Origin of the sequence: Legionella quinlivanii, from assembly GCF_900461555.1 — a bacterium.
Taxonomy (GTDB): Bacteria; Pseudomonadota; Gammaproteobacteria; order Legionellales; family Legionellaceae; genus Legionella_C; species Legionella_C quinlivanii.
Map to the genome: position 1 here is coordinate 1,824,375 of NZ_UGOX01000001.1, position 18,649 is coordinate 1,843,023.

Consider the following 18,649-nt stretch of genomic DNA (forward strand, 5'->3'; position numbering starts at 1 on the left):
TCTCCTTCGGACTTCATTCCTACTGAAAAAGAAGTAAAGGACAACCCTCAACTACTCAAATTGATTACTTCTATCTTATTCAGTGATTGCTTTGACTTTCTTAACTTCAAAGAAAATATCTTTGTCAGTGCAGATTATTTCAAGAGCAAATTAATTGAAGTGCAGAATTATATCCAGGTCTGCCACTCACCCTTAAGCTCCGATGAAAAAGCGCTTAAGATCGACGCCATCGAATTCCTGATATGCCAAATGATTGGTTTACGATTGCTCAAGGAAATCAGGGAGAGAAAACTGGAACTCCCGTTTGAACCGATAAGCAGAAAAGACGCGGAAAAAGATTTGCAAGCTTTAAAAAATATTATGCCAAAGCTTGGTACAACAAAAAAACTGACCCTGTCTTTTAACGACAGTTTTCCACAAACTCTAATAGGAGCATCTACCTCAGCCCGCTATATGGATCCTTTCCGTTATGCAGTCAGCAATGGACAACGTGCCAAGACAAATGCCTATACCCCTTTAAGTGCCTGGGCTGCAGATAATCTGGCTTCATTTTTTTGTGGACAACTTCGCCAGACTGCAATGAAAGCCAGAAAAAATGCTCAGAAAGTACAAACTGCGGAGAGATCTCTCAATCTATCTGAAAATACATCATCAGATATGTATAATTTTTACAGGCTCGACATGCATCTTTCATGCTCGAAAATTAGATATGCACTTATAAGAAAATATGGTGTAAACCAGTATCATCCCTTATACGTAGGCTCACTTATTGATTTCCTGAAAAAAGAATACGGTTACTCAGTGGAAAGCTATCTCGATTTATGTATGGGATGGGGCGATCGGATGGCAGGTGCATTTGGTGCCTCCCCTTTGGGCCTAAAACGTTATGTTGGGACCGATCCGAACACTGAGTTGGTACCAGCCTATAACGAGATCATTGCAAACCATCAACCTGAAAACTTCCAAACCTTTACTTATGCGCTTCCTATGGAGGCTCTCACACCAGCTCAGTTATGTCCAGACGGCAAACCAAACCATATGATGTTAACCTCCCCTCCTTATTTCGATAAAGAGAACTATCCAGGCAAACAACAGTCACACAAACTGTATCCCAAATATGAGGACTGGTTCAAAAACTTTATGATACCATTAATTAGCCAGGCGCAGATGGGTTTGGAAGCGGGCGGCTTTATTGCCATTGAAATGGGAAGCGCCCTGGATAGATCAATCGATATACCAGGCGATATTGACACTTATCTCGGCAAATGTACGCAATTAGAAAAGCTCGGCAAGTTCGTTAATACCCGGTATCACAGCACCCCAACATTCCTGGTGAGATATCTTGGCTCATTTCCACTAGAAAAGCCGATTCCGGTGCAAATCTCAGAAAATTTAGAATTTATAAGAAATGAAACCTGCGTTGATGAGTTTGAGCATAAGAAATTAATGGCAGCATCTGCTTTGGCATTAATGTCTTCGGATTATTCTAATGAACCCCCTCTATTACCTGAAGATCCCTTTCAGGACGATGAGGTAATAGCAAGTGGTGTAGTTTTCAAAAGAGCTAATGACAGCGAAGATACTGATACTCTTAAAAAACAGAAAGCGAATGAAGATCAGTCACGATTAAAAAATGCAGTGCATCTTTCGAAATTTGGAATACATGCTTACAGAGTAGATTCATTTACCTCTCCCTTTGTGGAACCTGCAGTACAGGACATGAATTCACTAGATCAGGCTGATATTCAGCGACCAGGGTTTAACGTTTAAAAAAAGACTGTTTCAAATTAAGTGATTCTCACGAGGAAGTTGTCTATGTTTAGCATAAACCGTCTTTGTGAGCCTAGCGAAACAATCCAGATACTGACTTTATTCAAGCTTCCATCTGGATTGCTTCACGTTGTTCGCAAAGACGACAACTTAGCCTCGGTTTTATAAATATATCAGACCAGAACAAACCGGCCTGGATAAAGGTTGTTGTTTTTACTGAAAGAAACTACAATTAAGTTGATACCTGTTTTATGGATGAGGCGATCTTGTATAAAATAATTCTGCACGCGACGGACTTAAAAGAAAATCATAGAATTTACTGTCAACAGGCAGTGAAGTTAGCAAAGGCTTTTAATGCCGAGCTTCATTTTCTTCATGTCATCGAGCCCCCCAAGTCGCTTCAATTTGCACAAAGCCTGGGATTTGCTGAAATTGCCAAGCCATCCAAGGAAGATGCCCAAACAGTTATGGACCTACTATGCGAAAGTCTGGGTATACCGCCCGAACAGCAATACATTGAAATTGGCACAGCTTCTCAGCATATTTTGCAAAAAATTAAAGAATTAGGCTGCGATCTGGTTATCCTTGGCAGTCATAGCTCCAGCATTCCTGCATTTTTAGGAAGTACAGCCAATGCAGTCATGCATCATGCAAGTTGCGACGTGCTTACTCTTAGAAATACTGAAACTGGTTAATTATTTGCTGGATTATCCGAAATAAGGGAACCTTCGGCATAGTAATGATATTGAGAACCCGATAAATCATTATAGGTAATTCTGTGCAACTCATCATTTCTCCTTAATTCTATAAAAAAAGCAGGCGGACTATATACACCGCACCAAATTAGAATAGATGACTTCATCTCACAAGTATCAGATACATATGTCTTAAAAGGCGACTTGCCTCTGACAAGAAAAGGATAGCGGGATCCAGCGGGGTTGCGTTCGATCGTTAAAGTATACGTCTTACTTCCCTCCTGATTTATCCAGGTTTTAATGAAGGCATCACCACTCTCTCCCGATGATATGGCAAATACGCTATTGGAATTAAGCATTAGAATGGATAAGAGATAAAAAATAAATAACTTCTCAATACGCATAACTAGTCCCTTCTCTATCCAGATAATTGGGTGTTTTTTTATTGAAGAGCCTTTTCTATCATTGGAATAATTTTGAGATTTGCTTCTGGAAACTCAAAATCGTTTAGGTGATTAAGACTAACCCATTTCAGGCCAAGTTGGGACTCGTTACAAATCGCAACGCCTGAAAATCCAGAAACAATAAAGACCTGGAGTTGAACCAGCTTCTCTCCATACCAATGAATTACTTCTCCTAAGAAATCATAACTCTCTACAGCTAAACCAACTTCTTCATGAACTTCACGTACCAGCGCATCGGCTGCATTTTCTGAAGCCTCGACTTTCCCTCCGGGAAACTCCCAGGCCCCTGGATGCGGAACATGCAAGGGCCTTTGAGTAATGAGAATTTTCTGCAAGTGGTCAACAATGACTGCAACAACTACTTTCACGCAAGACTACCATGACAGCTTTTATATTTTTTACCAGAACCACAAGGGCAAGGCTCATTGCGGCCCACTTTTTGCTCTGTTCGGCGAAAAGTAGTTTGTCCTTCTTGCTGCTGGTCTTGTTCAGTTGATGACTCGTCTTCATGAATAAATTGCATTTTCTGAACCTGTTCAGAGCGGCGTTGCTCCTCGACCGCATTCACATCTTCTTCAGTCTGCACTTGAACAGAGGTAAGCAGACGAATAATATCGTATTTCAAATTGTCTAACATCATCGTAAACAAGGTGAAAGCCTCTCGTTTGTATTCCTGCTTCGGATCTTTCTGAGCATAACCCCGTAAGTGAATTCCCTGACGCAGGTGATCCATTGCTGCCAGGTGCTCACGCCATTGAGTATCCATCGTCTGGAGAATTACTGATTTCTCAAATTGTGCAAGCACTTCGCGTCCGGCAAGCTGCTCTTTTTCCTCATAGCGTTTCAAGCATAAATCAAAGATTCGATCCCTGATTTGTTCAGGTTGCAAAGAGTGATCGTTTTCAACCCAGCTTTCTACATCGGCTTTAATTTGAAAATCTTCCTGCAGAGTACTGGCTAAACCTTTTAAATCCCATTGATCTTCAAGGCTCTGGGGAGGAATATAATTATCAACCAGACCGAATATTACATCTTCGCGCATTGAATCGACAGTTTCCTTAGGATCACTCATTGCCATGATTTCAGCACGCTGGCTATAAATCACTTTACGCTGATTGTTTGCAACATTATCGTAGTCCAGTAATTGCTTACGCACATCAAAATGATGCCCTTCCAATTTACGCTGTGCATTTTCAATTGCTTTGGTAACCAGATTGTGTTCAATTGGCTCTCCAGGTTTCATTCCCAGACGGCGCATCATATTCGCCACACGCTCTGAAGCAAAGATACGCATTAAATTATCTTCCAGCGACAGATAAAAGCGGCTGCTGCCAGGATCCCCCTGACGACCTGCTCTCCCACGCAACTGATTATCAATACGGCGAGATTCGTGGCGCTCGGAACCAATAATTCGCAAGCCCCCTGCCTTTAATACCTCTTCATGACGCTTTTGCCATTCTTCTTTTACTTTCTGGCGATCAGCTTCTGAAGCATCGGCAGGCAATTCAGCCAGAGCGGCAGACAAGCTGCCTCCCAATACGATGTCAGTTCCCCGGCCCGCCATATTGGTAGCAATAGTCACTACACCAGGCCGACCCGCTTCAGCAATGATATGCGCTTCTTTTTCATGGAATTTTGCATTGAGCACCTGATGCTTGATTTTGGCCTTGTCCAGGAGGCGGCTAACCAGCTCAGAGGCTTCAATAGACGCCGTACCGACCAACACCGGCTGACGTCTGGTAATGCAATCACGAATATCTTCAATAATCGCTTCGTATTTATCTTTCTGAGTCAGATAAACCAGATCGGCCTGGTCCTGACGCTGCATCGTGCGATTGGTTGGGATGACAACTACTTCCAGGTTATAAATCTGCTGAAACTCATATGCCTCAGTATCCGCTGTACCGGTCATTCCAGCCAGCTTGTTATAAATACGGAAGAAGTTCTGGAAGGTAATAGACGCAAGCGTCTGATTTTCATGCTGGATAGCCACTCGTTCCTTGGCTTCAACAGCCTGATGCAGTCCTTCGGACCATCGACGGCCGGGCATGGTTCGTCCAGTGTGTTCGTCCACAATAACAACCTGATTGTCTTTGACGATATAATCGACATCACGATGAAACATGACATGCGCACGCAAGGACGCATTAACATGATGCATTAATATAATATTACTTGCATGATACAGACTTTCTCCTGGATTAAGTAAGCCTTCATTGGTCAATAATTCTTCAATAATCTGATGACCAGACTCAGTCAGATGCGCTTGTTTCTGCTTCTCATCTACAGTGTAATGGCCGCCATCACCCTCTTCCTCCTGCTTCTTAAGCTGGGGAATCAGTTTATTTACTTTCACATAAAGGTCAGAGCTACCCTCTGCAGCACCAGAAATAATTAAAGGCGTTCGCGCTTCGTCAATGAGGATGGAATCGACTTCGTCGACGATAGCAAAGTTAAGCTCTCTTTGAACCTTATCTGCCAGGCTGAATGCCATATTATCGCGCAGATAATCAAAACCAAATTCATTATTGGTTCCATAGACGATATCCGCTTTATACGCTTCCTGTTTTGCTGGATGAGCCATGTCGGGGGTAATGACGCCAACCGTTAAGCCCAGAAATTCGTAGATTGGCTTCATCCACTGGCTATCCCGCTTGGCGAGATAATCGTTTACAGTCACCACGTGGACACCTAACCCGCTAATCGCGTTTAGGTAAGCGGGCAATGTGGCTACAAGGGTTTTACCTTCACCAGTTCGCATCTCGGCAATATTCCCTTCATGCAGAACCATTCCCCCAATCAATTGCACATCAAAATGCCGCAAGCCCATTGTCCGTACAGAGACTTCCCTGACGACCGCAAATGCTTCAGCCAGCATTTCATCAAGCGACTCACCCTGCTCCAGGCGCGCTTTAAATTCTTTGGTTTTTGCTGCCAATTGCTCATCAGAGAGGCTTTGCATCATTGGCTCAAAACCATTGATAGCCAGCACAACCTTCTCCATGCGTCTCAAGGTCCGCTCATTCCGACTACCAAACATTTTTTTCATCAATGTATTTAGCATGGCCTAATAATCCCCTGTGATTTTTTGCACGTCAAAAGCGCTTAATTTACTAGAATTAAAGAAAAATTGCCATGAATAAGACTATTTCTATGTAAATTAAGCTCTCAAAACAAACTCCAGACTCCCAAATCGGCTCGAATTATGAAAATTCTGTATTATGCCTTGGCAGTGCACCACAACTTCAAAATACGCGCAGGTTGAATTTTGGGCTAAAATCTTAAGAGAACCTTGCACTGAATCAGGATTTTTGCGAGAAAATATAATCTGCTTAATGAGCTATTTCAAAAAAAAAGAGGTCATTCTATATGCAAGTCACAACCGCAAGAGGACTCATTTACCTTGTCAGATTTATTAAAATGCTATGCACCCTGGTTATAATACTCATTGCCATTTCATTTCTAAGCCATTATATCTCCGATCCAAAGGCCTACCCTGTCCTGATGAAACTGAATCAGTTTACAAACTCGCATACCGCCGAAGCAATCGGATTAATCAAAAGAACGGTTCCCTACCAATTTTCCGGGACAGACTTCAGTCAGATCATCCTGATAGGCTTAATTTCAATAGTCCTGCACTTTTTAAGCGTAATACAGGATAAGCTCGGTTTATTGCTATACAAAAGACGAGAAAGTATTCAATACCAGCAGTGGCGAAAAAAACTTGAGGAACGCCTGTCCAGGGAGCAGATGCAGGAAATCGACAGTAAATTTTCGCGGCTCGATTCCTCTCTCTCATCCAGCGAGCGGCGAAAAATGTTGAAAGAGTTTGCCCGTCTTAAAAGTAAACTGGATGCGATGGGACAGCAATTAGCATTTCTATCCATTGATGTAGTGGATTCCACAGGAATGAAACGTAATGAAGACAAGTACCTCGCGGCCTATGATTTCGATCGCTACAATGAATTAGTAATACAGTGCCTGAAAGAAAACCATGTCATTAAATATGCAATGACTCCTGATGGTATGATGAGCTGCTTTCAAAATATTGATGAGGCGGTTAGCGCGGCCAAAATGCTTCTTGAACGCCTGGTTGACTTTAATCAACACTCAAAACAGATTAAACGAAACTTTCATGTCCGCTGCGGCATAAATGGCGGCTTTGTTTATATCGATGATGATACTCCGCTGGAACAAGTCAGTGATCGGGCAATTGATATTGCGGGGCATATGCAAAAACATGCGAAACCCGACTGCATTAATATTGCTGCCTCAGCAATTGAACCCCTGAAAAACAGAGAGGGTTTTGCTGAAACACGCAATATTGTTGATGAGCAAAAAGTTTATGAATGGGGAAAGCAGCTCACTTAGCGCTGACAGGCTTCTCATCCAGTTGGCAATAGTAATAAAAAATTAATCCTTTATAACAACTTGTATTGTAAGTTTTCCCTCTCATTAAATCCTGCAGACGATAGTAATCGCAGCTTGCCTGAAAGCTATAATTTTCACTGTAATGATAGCCCGATAGACAAAAATAGGCATTGGCAGTAAGGGAAACCAGACTAATAAGCAAGGCTAACGCGGTTTTTGTGAACATAATTACTCCTGAAAATTCTCTAAACTTCAAAGCGATGCAGATTTGGTCATAAACAGGGCTGGTCTTACTCACAAGCGGGAATGACTGAGTTAAGTAATGACTCCCGATTTTCCAGCCATTCTATCGCAAAGTCCAACTGATTGGCATTTTTAGTTTGCAATATAGACTGCAATAATGCTTTCCATTCTTTATTCCCTGACTGTCCATGATAAAAATTAAAAACAGGCTTTAACAGGACCGAAAGCGGGACTGATTGGGCTAATTGAATTTTCGCATAATGAATATATTTCTTAAAGATATTTAAACGCTTTAGAACGGGAACATCAGGATAGACGTAACGATGTAAACCAGCCAGCGCATAGGGATTATCGCAGGCTAGCCGGCCAAGCATAACGCCATCTACTTGTTCAAGATGTGTTTTAATGGCCTCAAGGTTTGATATATTTCCATTTACAACTATTGGGGTCGCTGGAAACTCTTTTTTCAATCGATAAACATAGTCATAGTTTATGGCGGGAATACTGCGGTTTTGCTTGGGGTTTAAACCATGCAGCCAGGCTTTTCGCGCATGGACAATTAACTTGTCAGCACCTGCATTAATAATTTGCTCAGCAAAGCGGGCAAAAAAATCATAACTGTCCTGATGGTCTATACCTATCCGCGTCTTGGCTGTAACCGGAATTCGGACAGCCTCCTTCATCGCAGCGATACATTCGCCAACTAGCGCCGGCTCTTGCATCATACAGGCGCCAAAGCGCCCAGCCAGGACTCGATCACTGGGGCAGCCTAAATTCAGATTCACTTCCGCAAAGCCCCTTTCCTCTGCAATCTTTGCACATTCCGCAAGTACCTCAGGCTCTGAGCCCCCTAATTGTAAAGCCAGAGGGTGTTCAGAGGCATCATAGCCTAATGCCCGCTCCGGCTTGTTGCGTATCGCTCCTGCTGTCTGCATTTCCGTATAAAGCAAAGCCTTAGGGGCTATCAGACGCATGAATACGCGAAAATGAGTATTCGTCCAGTCTATCATTGGGGCAATAGCCAATGGGGAAAAAATCGCATCACTAGACATAATGGAAAATAAACTTCAAAAAATTAGACATAGTATACAGTAGCTTTTATTTTGTACAAATTAATTGTAAGTGCGCATTTACGTCAAAGGGACTAACATTTCAGCTATTAACTGTAGCCGTGCTCGCCTCTGGAACATATTAATGTCCAGTTTATATGCCATATGCAATTTGCGCAGACGATGGTTCGGCCATTGATTGAGATCCACATTAAATGCTATCGCATCAATTGTATCGCCCCCGCTTTCACGAATAAGGCTCAGCTTGAGATGATTTTTACCTACCAAGCGCTGTTCAATGATTTCAAATACGTCATCAAAGCAAGGTTCCGGGAATTGCTGCCCCCAGGGACCTGCCTGTTGCAGCATTAAAGCAGTTTCTATGGATAGTTCGGATGATGTAAGCGAGCCATCGCTTAATAATACCCCTTCTAAATCCAGTTCATGGCGATGTTTTGCGACTTCTTCAACAAACACTTTCTGAAAGTCTGAAAATGCACCAGGATGCAAACTTAATCCCGCAGCCATCGCATGACCGCCAAAGCGATTGATAAGACCTGGGTAATGGGTATCGATTTCTGCAAGAACATCTCGAATATTAAGGCCTGAAACCGAGCGTGCAGATCCTTTCATTTCATTGTCACTGACTACCGCGAAAGCGATAACCGGCCGGTGAAAGCGGTCTTTCAGGCGACCCGCCAGGATTCCTATCACACCCTGATGCCAATTTTCATCCATTAAGCATAAAGCCGGAGGAAGATGAGCGCTATTTTCCATTTTTTTGGCCATCTGGTTTACGACCGCTAAAGCCTGCTCTTTCATCTCCGCCTCAATTTGACGGCGCTCCTGGTTTAACTCATCCAATTGACGGGCATAAAGCCTTGCCCGGTTCATATCCTCACACAACAGGCATTCAATGCCTAAAGACATATCATCAAGACGCCCGGCAGCATTCAAACGCGGAGCAACAGAAAATCCCATATCCGATTCGCGAATCGTTTCAGCATTCTTGCCTGCAACTTCCAGTAAGGCCAAAATGCCAGGCCGGCAATGCCCTTGCCGAATCCGGGCAATTCCCTGATTAATCATGATGCGATTGTTTTGATCCAGAGTCACGACATCCGCAACGGTTCCCAAGGCCACCAAATCCAGAAACTGGGCCATATTCGGTGCTTCAATACCTTGTTCGGCGAACCAGTTGGAATTCACCAGGTGCCTGCGCAAGGCAAGCATGACGTAAAAAATAACCCCAACTCCTGCCATTGATTTACTGGCGAATCCATCGCCCTGCTGATTAGGATTCACGATAGCACAGGCTTTGGGCAATTGATCTCCGGGTAAATGGTGATCAGTAATTAGTACATCTATTCCCGCCTGGTTGGCAGCATCCACGCCCTCAATGCTGGCAATGCCGTTATCGACAGTAATTAATAAATCAGGAGTCCGTTGTCTGGCCACCTCAACAATTGCAGGAGTCAGTCCATAGCCAAATTCAAAGCGATTAGGAACCAGATAATCCACATGGGCTGCCCCCATGCTCCTCAACGCCGAAATAGCTACTGCGGTTGAGGTAGCGCCATCGGCATCAAAATCACCAATAACCAGTATTCTTTGTTTCTGTCGTAAGGCCTGCTCGAGACGTTGACTGGCTTTGCCAATATCAATCAACTCATTATAAGGAAGCAGGGATTGCAAACGTTTGTCCAGTTGACTCTCATGCTCGATACCTCTGGCCGCATAAATACGTTGTAACAGCGGGGATAATGAGCTCAGAGTCAAGGAAACTTCAGCAATCGTTCTTCTTTTTATTTGCATGAATCAGGGATCTCCACAATCGTATCAATACATTTTGTTTGGTTATCTGGCAGGCCATATTATTCCAGTAACAGCGAACTGCCAAACCTTTCTTTTTTGCTTTATCGAGGAGAGCATCGAGCGCTTGTTGATTCTGCAAACAAATGACAGTGTTTTTATCCAGTTTACACTGGAGATCAAGACTCATAATCGTTTGCGGAAATGCGGAGACTAATTGTACATCATTGCTGAAAATTCTTTTTTTACCAGGAAAATGGAATTCCCCTTCACCATAAAACCATAGCCCGTTTACATTAGCCTCATTATTCTGATTAATTATGGAGCTTGCAGAAAACAGCATTTGCATTTCGGTAAACAGACGTTGCCAATATAGAGATTCACCCATATTTTTTAAGATAGGCAATAAAGAGTGATGTAAAATGCGAGGAAGAAATTGGCTTTGTAATTTGGGCTTATCACTTGGATTCAACAGCCATAAGTGAGCGTCATGGTAATAAACTGAACAACCATCCTCTTCTAAAAATTGTTTAACCTGAAGGTATAAATTTCGTGCCTTGTCGTCGCTTAAACCGAGCTCCTGGCCCATTGCCACAATCATTGCATCATTATGAGTCGCTTCCCAGTGAATGGGAGAGGCGACAATCCATTGGCCATCCAGTTGATGAAGACGCCGCAAAAAATCTCCGAGCGCAGGATTTTCATTATGACTATCAAGAACATGAAGAATGTTCAGCCAGTAATTACCCTGAGTTGGTAAGAGACTGGCTCCAGAGGGGCAATCATCAGATACACCATTGATGATAATATCCATTTATACTGCCTCAGCGTAACCATCCTTTTTAAATAAGGCTTTTAAATTACGAAGTGCCTGACGGGTACGCTGTCTGTTTTCAATCAGCCCAAAACGGACATACTGATCACCCTGCGGACCAAAACCAATACCAGGGGATACCGCGACATGCGCTTCCTGTAAAAGGTATTTGGAAAACTCAAGCGACCCCATATGCCGATAAAAAGGAGGAATTTTGGCCCAGACAAACATGGTGGCTTTTGGCTTTTCCACAAACCAGCCCAGTTCGCACAAGCCCTCACAAAGTACATCGCGGCGCTTTTCGTACAAGGATCTAATTTCATGGACGCAATCATCTGGTCCCTCAAGTGCTGCAATTGCTGCCACCTGAATTGGGGTAAAAGTGCCGTAATCGAGATAGGATTTTATGCGGGTTAAAGCGGCGACCAGTTCCTCGTTTCCACAGGCAAAACCAACCCGCCAGCCCGGCATGTTATAGGATTTGGACATTGAATAGGTTTCAATGGCAATATCGATAGCACCGGGAACCTGTAAAATGGAGGGAGCCTTATACCCGTCAAAGACGATATCAGCATAGGCCAAATCATGAATAATCCAGATGTGATGACGCTTTGCCAACTCAACTATTTTTACAAAAAAGTCATATTCCACACAGTGTGTACTGGGATTGGCAGGAAAGTTAATCACCAGCGCTTTTGGCCGTGGCCAGGTTTGCTCAATGGCTATTTCAATATCCTGCAAGAACTGATTTTCATCCACCAGCGGAATTTGCTTGACATTAGCTCCCGCAATGATAAAACCATAGGTATGAATGGGATAGGCAGGGTCAGGTACAATCACCGTATCTCCCGGGCCGCTGATAGCCAGGGCCAGATGAGCAAGGCCTTCTTTGGATCCAATGGTGGTCAGTACCTGCTTTTCGCTATCGAGCTCGACATTGTAATTGCGCTTATACCAACCGGCCATCGCCCGTCTCAAGCGAGGGATACCCTTTGACATCGAGTAACGATGCGTATCGGGACGTTGAGCTGTTTCAACAAGCTTGTCCACGATATGCTGCGGCGTAGGCTGATCGGGATTTCCCATGCCAAAATCAATGACGTCCTCTCCACGCGCCCGCGCTTCTGACTTTAATTGGGTCATTGTATTAAAGACATAAGGGGGTAAACGTTTTATACGTGGAAACTGACTCATGATTCACCTCTATGATATAATGCTCCATATTATAAATTATTGTGTGACTAAAAACCATGCACCTACATTTGGAATCCGCAGATAAATTTGCCGTGCAGGCATACAGTGATTCAGAAGTCAAAATTGACGGCGAAATTTATCAGCACAATCTTATCGTTTCATCCCAGGGAGTAACTGATTGGCCACTCGTAAGCATTGCGGAAATGAGCGCTCAGTCGATTGAAAATTTTTTACACATTCAACCGGAAATTATTATTATCGGCCATACACAACCAGGTAAATTTCCACCCGCTTTTATTCTGCAGCAATTAGCGCAAAAGCGAATCGGTTTGGAATCCATGTCAATTGGCGCCGCCTGTAGAACCTATAATGTCTTATTAAGTGAGCAAAGACGAGTTGCTTTGGGTATTATTTTACGCGCCTGATATTAAAAATTATTGCTATTTCTTACTTAATGAATAAAAATCCTGCACGCTGTATTTAGCTATTACATTTAACATGAGGTGTGTTGTGACAAGACAAGCATTGATGCAAAAAATAAAGCAGACTGACATCGAAATCAAAGCAGTAACTGCCGAACTGAAACGAGTTCATAAGATTACCCAAGACTATGCGGACAAAGTCTGGGAAGAAAGTCCTGTAGCATTCACCGCTGAACAAATTAAGGTTCGTGCCAAAGAATTGGCAGCCGAGATTGTAAAAAACCACCCACAGGGCACTAATCCGGTACTCATTACTCTTCTCGATGGAGGAATACCCTTTGCCCGCGATGTAGAAGATGCACTGAATGAGCTCGGATATATATACACGCCAGCTACCATGCAGGTTTCCAGCTATGGTAATAAGACAACAGGCGGTAAGGTCAATATCATTGCTGAATCCAAAGTTCCTTTGGGTGGACGAGATGTTATTTTTCTGGACGACGTCTGTGAAACCGCACACACCTATCTTGAAGTCAGAAAGCACTTAAAAAAAGCAGGTCCTGAAAGTATCTCATTAATGGTTATGGTGGATAAAGAGCAAAAACAACCAAGAGATGAGAATTATTCGCCAGAATATTCCGGATTTAAAGCCAGACTTCTTTTCTTAATTGGTAAAGGTCTGGATTTATTCAAACGCTTGAGACAGACCAAAGAAATCCGAATGGTTGATCCCGCGAAGCTTGATAAGGAAATATTGGCAACCATTGAAACTGAAGGCCCTCTGAATAAAAAACTGCAAGAGTTGATCGCTCAAAAAGACGAACTGGAATTAGAATTAAGTTCTCTCAAGGAAGAACAGCCATCCAGCCCCGGAACTAATCGACATGGGATGTACGGCGCTACAGTACCGCAGCCAGTAACCAAGAAGGAAGAATCTAAAGATAGTCAAGAAGAAGTAAGAAACATATCGTACTTCAGCTGATAAGCCAGCCTCATGTCGGCAGACATAAGTCCGCCGACAATTTATCTTCTTTAATTTGTTTGAATTTTGTACTTTACGGTGATATAATGCCCGCATTGTTCACCGGATAGAAATTAAATATGATTAAAGTAATTCTTGTGCCAACCAAGTGGCTGTCAACAATCACTCCTTTATCTTTTGCAGAGGAAGATACGCTTAATGAGTCAAAACATAATAAAGTATATGGAAGCTTTATAGCCTCACTTCAAGCGCCAAGTGAAACAATCCTTTTACCCTTCCAATACAACAGCATATCAGAAACTCCCTCGTCTCCTGCCAGAATTGGCTTAATTCCAGAATTCAAGCTTTATCTTACTACTAAAAATGAACTATTCAATGTAAGTGAATTACCCGCTGTGGATCCCTTAATAAATAGAGATTGCCAGCGGCTTATATTCTTAGCTGATAGCGATGATGCAACATCCGGTTTGTTGTTTGATAATGAAAAAGCACTGGAAAATTTCACCGCTAAGTACACTGTTAAATCGTTTATGGATACCCATATCCTTAATATAAAATGCCTTAAATTCGAGCATCAGAGCGTCCATCAGTATTTATTCATTACGGGAGACGATGTAACTAAAGTTCATGAAGAACGCCGCCAACATTTAGGATACGACATCGAGATTATCCCATTATCAAAAATCGTAAATGATGAAATGCTCTCGTTAACCGCCAATGTACCCGGTGAATACAATTATTGGAATGTTGTCAGATTTCCAATAGAGCTTGATATGGAAACTATTAAAAGACAATTCACACAAACTTATGCAGCGCATGTGGAATATACGCAGGGAGTCAAACGTACAGTCACAATCGCAGAATTGAACCTTGTTAAGAAGGCGGAAGCAGACGCCGCAGTTCTTGAAGAAAGATTGCAAGCAGCAAGAGAATCACGAAGAGCTGCTTCTGAGAGACAAGGAAGCTGGAGCCCTGCTTTCCTCTCAAGCTGGATTTCAAGGATTGTAACCAGTAATCCAACGCCGGAACAGTCTCCTCTTGTAGGTCCTAAGTAGTTAAGTCAACCCTTACCCTAGTCCTCACTGCCATTAAGTTAAGGAATCATTGTAGCTTGGGCCCTTGGCCCAACAAAAGGGTTTAACCACTCCAGACTCAATGTTGTGCCAAGGGCACAACCTACATGCAATTGCAGAATTTCCCTAACTTAATGGCAGTGACCCTAGCCCTCTCCCAACTTGGGAGATGGGATTTTATTACTTTGCTCTCCTCAGAATAAACCGGTTTAAACCTGCCTGCGAGCTTCTAAAACATTAGGTATTTGCTCCAGTTTGTTCAGCAACCTCGAAAGGCTGTTCAAGCCGTCAATTTCAACAGTTAATTTAATAGTCGCCATGTTTTCCTGCTTGTCGCTTTGCGTTTGCAAGGCATAGACATGCGCTTTTTCATTGGATAACAACGATGTGACATCCCGTAAAAGCCCTGAGCGGTCGAACGCTTTGATAATGACGTCAACCACATAGTGATCGCGAGTGGCCGAGCCCCAGGAAACTTCCAGAAAACGCTGCTTTTGTCTGTCACTGGCATGCAGAATATTAGCGCAATCTTTGCGGTGAACAGACACCCCGCGTCCAACGGTAATATAACCAACGACATCATCACCGGGTAATGGCTGACAGCATCTCGCCATATTAGTCAATAAATTACCGACTCCCTCGATACGTAAATCACTTCCTTTAACCTCAGGAATGGCTTGGGATTTAACAATCGTATGAATGTCTGGCTCTGATTCAACAGATGGCGTGATACGATGTAATATTTGTCCCAGCTTTATATCGCCGCGGCCTAATGCTGCCAGCATATCGTCCAGACGCTTGAAGTTAAATGAAGAGACGACGTCGCCAAGGCGATCCATTTTGATGCCAAGGTTTTTTAATTCCTTATCGAGAATCTCATGGCCTTCCGCCTTGTTTTTGTCATAATCCTGCATTTTAAACCAATGCAGCACCTTTGCCCTTGCCCGAGAAGTTCTCAGATAGTTTAAATGAGGATTGATCCAGTCGCGTGACGGCCGTGATTCTTTGCCAGTCAACACTTCGACCCGATCGCCCGTTTTCAGCTGATAAGTCAGGTTAACAATAGAACCATTCACTTTCGCACCGCGGCATCTGTGACCCAGCTGACTATGAACGTGATAGGCAAAATCAAGAGGAGTCACACCACTGGGCAGATCGAGCACATCGCCATCCGGAGTAAATACATAGACACGGTCTTCAAGAAACTCGGTTTCCATTGCTTCAGAAACACCGCTGGAAGCAGCCATTTCCTTATGCCAGGCCAAAACATCCCGGAGCCATTCAATTTTGCGTTCATGGCTTTCTTTTTGCTGAAATCCGCCTTCTTTGTATTTCCAATGGGCAGCTACTCCCATTTCAGCCAGATCATGCATGTGGAAAGTTCTGATTTGAACTTCGAATACGCGATCCTCTGGGCCTTCTACTGCTGTATGCAGCGATTGATATCCATTAGGTTTGGGATTGACAATGTAATCGTCAAACTCAGCGGGAATTTGCTTCCATAAGGCATGCACCATACTTAACACATCATAGCATTGCTCTTTCGTTTCCAGGAGGACGCGAACTGCCGTAGCATCATAAATTTCCTCCAGCGGCACATTCTTGCGCTGCATTTTTTTGTAAATACTGTGAATATGTTTAGAGCGTCCGTAAACAGCAAAATGGGTAGCGCCGGTAGCTTTAATCCGTTTATTCAACTCCTGGACAATCAGATTAACATAGCGATCGCGGTCCAGACGTTTGGCCTTTAAGCCTTTGGCGATTGACTTGTATTCAGCTGGATGGAGATAGCGAAAAGCGAGATCCTCCATTTCCCATTTGATGGCACCGATTCCAAGACGATTCGCCAGAGGCGCATAAATCTCCATGACCTCAGTGGCAATCTGGCGGCGAATAGCTTCCGGTAATTGTGAGCAGGTACGCAATACACATAAACGCTCAGCCAGCTTAATCAGCACTACCCGTGCATCATCCACCATAGCCAGCAGCATCTTGCGCACATTATCAATCTGATGTTTATTTTGCGGATATTTGTTAAGCGCCTGCAGATTATGAATAGCACTCATTTTTTCAATGCCTTTAACCAGCTTGGCTATCGATGGCCCCAGCTGCTCTTCGACATCATCCAGTGAGAGCTCCGCATAATGAACATTTTCAAAAATAATAGCAGCGCTAAGTGTCTCCTGATCCACTTCAAGATCAGCCAGCAGATCAGCCATTTGTAAACCCTGCTGCAGACAGGAAATCCCGGTTTCAGTAGCATGATCAAAGCCTGCGAGCTGGCTCAAGGTGCAGGCATTGCGGATTAAATCCAAATCCTGAAAATACCCCTTGCTCCCTAACTGGTGCAGCCATTGCTCCAGATCAATACCATTATCGCTTAACCAGGGAGTATCTTCTTTAACCTTTACCATGACTACTTTTCCTTCTGAAACACCGCAATCGATTCTACATGAGACGTGTGAGGAAACATATCCATAACCCCTGCAGCGATGAAACGATACCCCTTCTGATTAACCAGAATATCGCTATCACGAGCCAGAGTGGCTGGATTACAGGAAACATAAATAATACGCTCTGGTTTAAGTTTATCGATTTGCCGCATAATTTCCAGTGCTCCTGAACGCGGAGGATCAATTAACATTTTACTGATGCCTGGAAGATTAAATTTAGCCAGAACATCTGGCTCATCAAGATTGTCGGCATAAAATTGCAGATTATCCAGCTGATTAATCCTGGCATTCATCGCTGCGCGCTCAACCATCGTTTCACTTCCTTCAAAACCAATCACCATGCGGCATCGTTTGGCAATGGGTAATGAGAAATTCCCCAGTCCGCAAAACAGATCAAGAACTGTATCCTCTTGATTTAATTCCAATAATTCTAAAGCTTTTGAAATCATAAGTCGATTTAATCTCGCATTGATCTGAGTGAAATCAGTGGGGTGAAATTGATAGCGAATGCCCTCCTCAGGTAATTCATAGTGCAGAAACTCATCATCTGATTCCGGGTAGAAACGTTTTACAGTTTCACTGTTACCGGGCTGAAGATATAAGATAAAGCCGCTGGCATCGGCAAATGCCTTCAATTGCTGTTCTTCCTGACTGGATAATGCATCCAGATTTCGTAAAATTAAAGCCACTTCTTCATCGCCTGCCGCCACCTCAATCTGTGCTATCTTTTCAGGCGACTCTAAAGAACCCATCAATTGGCGCAAAGCCTGAATGTTATCATCCACTTTTTTATGCAAGACCGGGCAATGGCTGATTTCTGTGATATAGCGAGGATTATTTTTTTCTCGAAAACCAACCAGAACGGCTTGCTTTTTATGCACATAACGAACACTCAAACGGGCTTTATTTCTGTAATTCCAACTGCCAGCACTTAGCGGCTCAAGGAGCTCGTCTGGCTCGCAATGGCCAATTCGCTGGAACATATCCAACAGCAGGGTTTGCTTCTCCTGAATTTGCGTCTCTTCATCCAAATGCTGTAAGGAGCAGCCGCCGCAAAGCTGATAATGCTGACAGCGCGGGTTTGCCCGATGAACTGAAGCTTTAATCACCTCAACGAGTCTTCCCTCGTCATAATCCTTTTTAGTCCGCAGGTACTCAAATGAAACGGTTTCCTCAGGTAATGCACCATCAATAAATGTTGTTTTACCATTGATACGAGCGATTCCACGTCCATCATGACTGAATTTCTCGATAATAGCAGTGCTTGAAACAGGTAGAGTTTTGCGTTTTCTTGTCATGTTACATCT

At 43.3% G+C, this 18,649-nt stretch carries 16 protein-coding genes; 6 read left to right on the top strand and 10 right to left on the bottom strand.

Annotated elements, in window-relative coordinates:
- The first annotated feature begins 339 nt into the window (after positions 1-339).
- Both DYH61_RS07915 and DYH61_RS07920 read left to right on the top strand, forming a co-directional pair.
- The gene (locus DYH61_RS07915; RefSeq protein ID WP_133129104.1) at positions 340-1,770 is read left to right on the top strand and encodes a hypothetical protein; all 1,431 of its coding nucleotides are present in this window, start codon (positions 340-342) and stop codon (positions 1,768-1,770) included.
- Positions 1,771-2,036: 266 nt separating this feature from the next.
- Positions 2,037-2,465: a universal stress protein gene (locus DYH61_RS07920; protein ID WP_058508397.1), complete on the top strand. Its 429-nt coding sequence runs from the start codon at positions 2,037-2,039 to the stop codon at positions 2,463-2,465.
- On the opposite strand, the gene DYH61_RS07925 is transcribed toward DYH61_RS07920, so the two are convergent.
- The 3 genes from DYH61_RS07925 to secA are packed head-to-tail and all read right to left on the bottom strand — an operon-like array spanning position 2,462 to position 5,993.
- Positions 2,462-2,869, bottom strand: a complete 408-nt coding sequence (locus tag DYH61_RS07925) for a hypothetical protein (RefSeq protein WP_058508354.1) — start codon at positions 2,867-2,869, stop codon at positions 2,462-2,464. The genes DYH61_RS07920 and DYH61_RS07925 overlap by 4 nt on opposite strands.
- A gap of 38 nt (positions 2,870-2,907) precedes the next feature.
- Positions 2,908-3,297 carry a (deoxy)nucleoside triphosphate pyrophosphohydrolase gene (locus tag DYH61_RS07930; protein WP_058508355.1) on the bottom strand — a complete coding sequence of 130 codons (390 nt, stop codon included), beginning with the start codon at positions 3,295-3,297 and terminating at the stop codon, positions 2,908-2,910.
- Positions 3,294-5,993 (bottom strand): preprotein translocase subunit SecA, encoded by a 2,700-nt coding sequence (gene secA / locus DYH61_RS07935; protein ID WP_058508356.1) that lies wholly within the window; start codon positions 5,991-5,993, stop codon positions 3,294-3,296. The genes DYH61_RS07930 and secA overlap by 4 nt, the downstream gene beginning before the upstream one ends.
- A 305-nt stretch (positions 5,994-6,298) precedes the next feature.
- On the opposite strand from secA, the gene DYH61_RS07940 reads away from it, so the two are divergent.
- A complete protein-coding gene (locus DYH61_RS07940) occupies positions 6,299-7,300 on the top strand; it encodes an adenylate/guanylate cyclase domain-containing protein (protein ID WP_058508357.1) in 1,002 nt (333 codons plus the stop codon).
- Here DYH61_RS07940 and DYH61_RS07945 read toward each other — a convergent pair.
- From DYH61_RS07945 to alaC, 5 genes are all read right to left on the bottom strand, one after another.
- Entirely contained in the window at positions 7,293-7,526 is a 234-nt protein-coding gene (locus DYH61_RS07945; RefSeq protein WP_058508358.1) for a hypothetical protein, read from the bottom strand. The genes DYH61_RS07940 and DYH61_RS07945 overlap by 8 nt on opposite strands.
- A gap of 64 nt (positions 7,527-7,590) precedes the next feature.
- Entirely contained in the window at positions 7,591-8,595 is a 1,005-nt protein-coding gene (dusA, locus tag DYH61_RS07950) for a tRNA dihydrouridine(20/20a) synthase DusA (RefSeq protein WP_083499257.1), read from the bottom strand.
- Between the two features lie 78 nt (positions 8,596-8,673).
- A complete protein-coding gene (gene recJ / locus DYH61_RS07955) occupies positions 8,674-10,407 on the bottom strand; it encodes a single-stranded-DNA-specific exonuclease RecJ (RefSeq protein WP_058508360.1) in 1,734 nt (577 codons plus the stop codon).
- Positions 10,379-11,218 (bottom strand): hypothetical protein, encoded by an 840-nt coding sequence (locus DYH61_RS07960; RefSeq protein WP_058508361.1) that lies wholly within the window; start codon positions 11,216-11,218, stop codon positions 10,379-10,381. Before DYH61_RS07960 ends, recJ begins: the two co-directional genes overlap by 29 nt.
- A complete protein-coding gene (gene alaC, locus DYH61_RS07965; protein WP_058508362.1) occupies positions 11,219-12,412 on the bottom strand; it encodes an alanine transaminase in 1,194 nt (397 codons plus the stop codon).
- Positions 12,413-12,468: 56 nt separating this feature from the next.
- Here alaC and DYH61_RS07970 point away from each other — a divergent pair, with 56 nt between their 5' ends.
- From DYH61_RS07970 to DYH61_RS07980, 3 genes are all read left to right on the top strand, one after another.
- Positions 12,469-12,837, top strand: a complete 369-nt coding sequence (locus DYH61_RS07970; protein ID WP_058508363.1) for an Mth938-like domain-containing protein — start codon at positions 12,469-12,471, stop codon at positions 12,835-12,837.
- An 85-nt stretch (positions 12,838-12,922) separates the two neighbouring features.
- A complete protein-coding gene (locus DYH61_RS07975) occupies positions 12,923-13,816 on the top strand; it encodes a phosphoribosyltransferase (RefSeq protein ID WP_160037285.1) in 894 nt (297 codons plus the stop codon).
- A 119-nt stretch (positions 13,817-13,935) separates the two neighbouring features.
- On the top strand, positions 13,936-14,871 hold the full coding sequence (locus tag DYH61_RS07980; RefSeq protein ID WP_058508365.1) for a hypothetical protein: 936 nt from the start codon (positions 13,936-13,938) through the stop codon (positions 14,869-14,871).
- A gap of 227 nt (positions 14,872-15,098) precedes the next feature.
- Here DYH61_RS07980 and relA read toward each other — a convergent pair whose 3' ends face one another.
- Together relA and rlmD are read right to left on the bottom strand one after the other, a co-directional pair.
- Complete coding sequence (gene relA / locus DYH61_RS07985) at positions 15,099-17,303, bottom strand: GTP diphosphokinase (protein WP_058508366.1); 2,205 nt, start codon at positions 17,301-17,303, stop codon at positions 15,099-15,101.
- A 2-nt stretch (positions 17,304-17,305) separates the two neighbouring features.
- Positions 17,306-18,640: a 23S rRNA (uracil(1939)-C(5))-methyltransferase RlmD gene (rlmD, locus tag DYH61_RS07990; RefSeq protein WP_058508367.1), complete on the bottom strand. Its 1,335-nt coding sequence runs from the start codon at positions 18,638-18,640 to the stop codon at positions 17,306-17,308.
- Positions 18,641-18,649 lie beyond the last annotated feature (9 nt).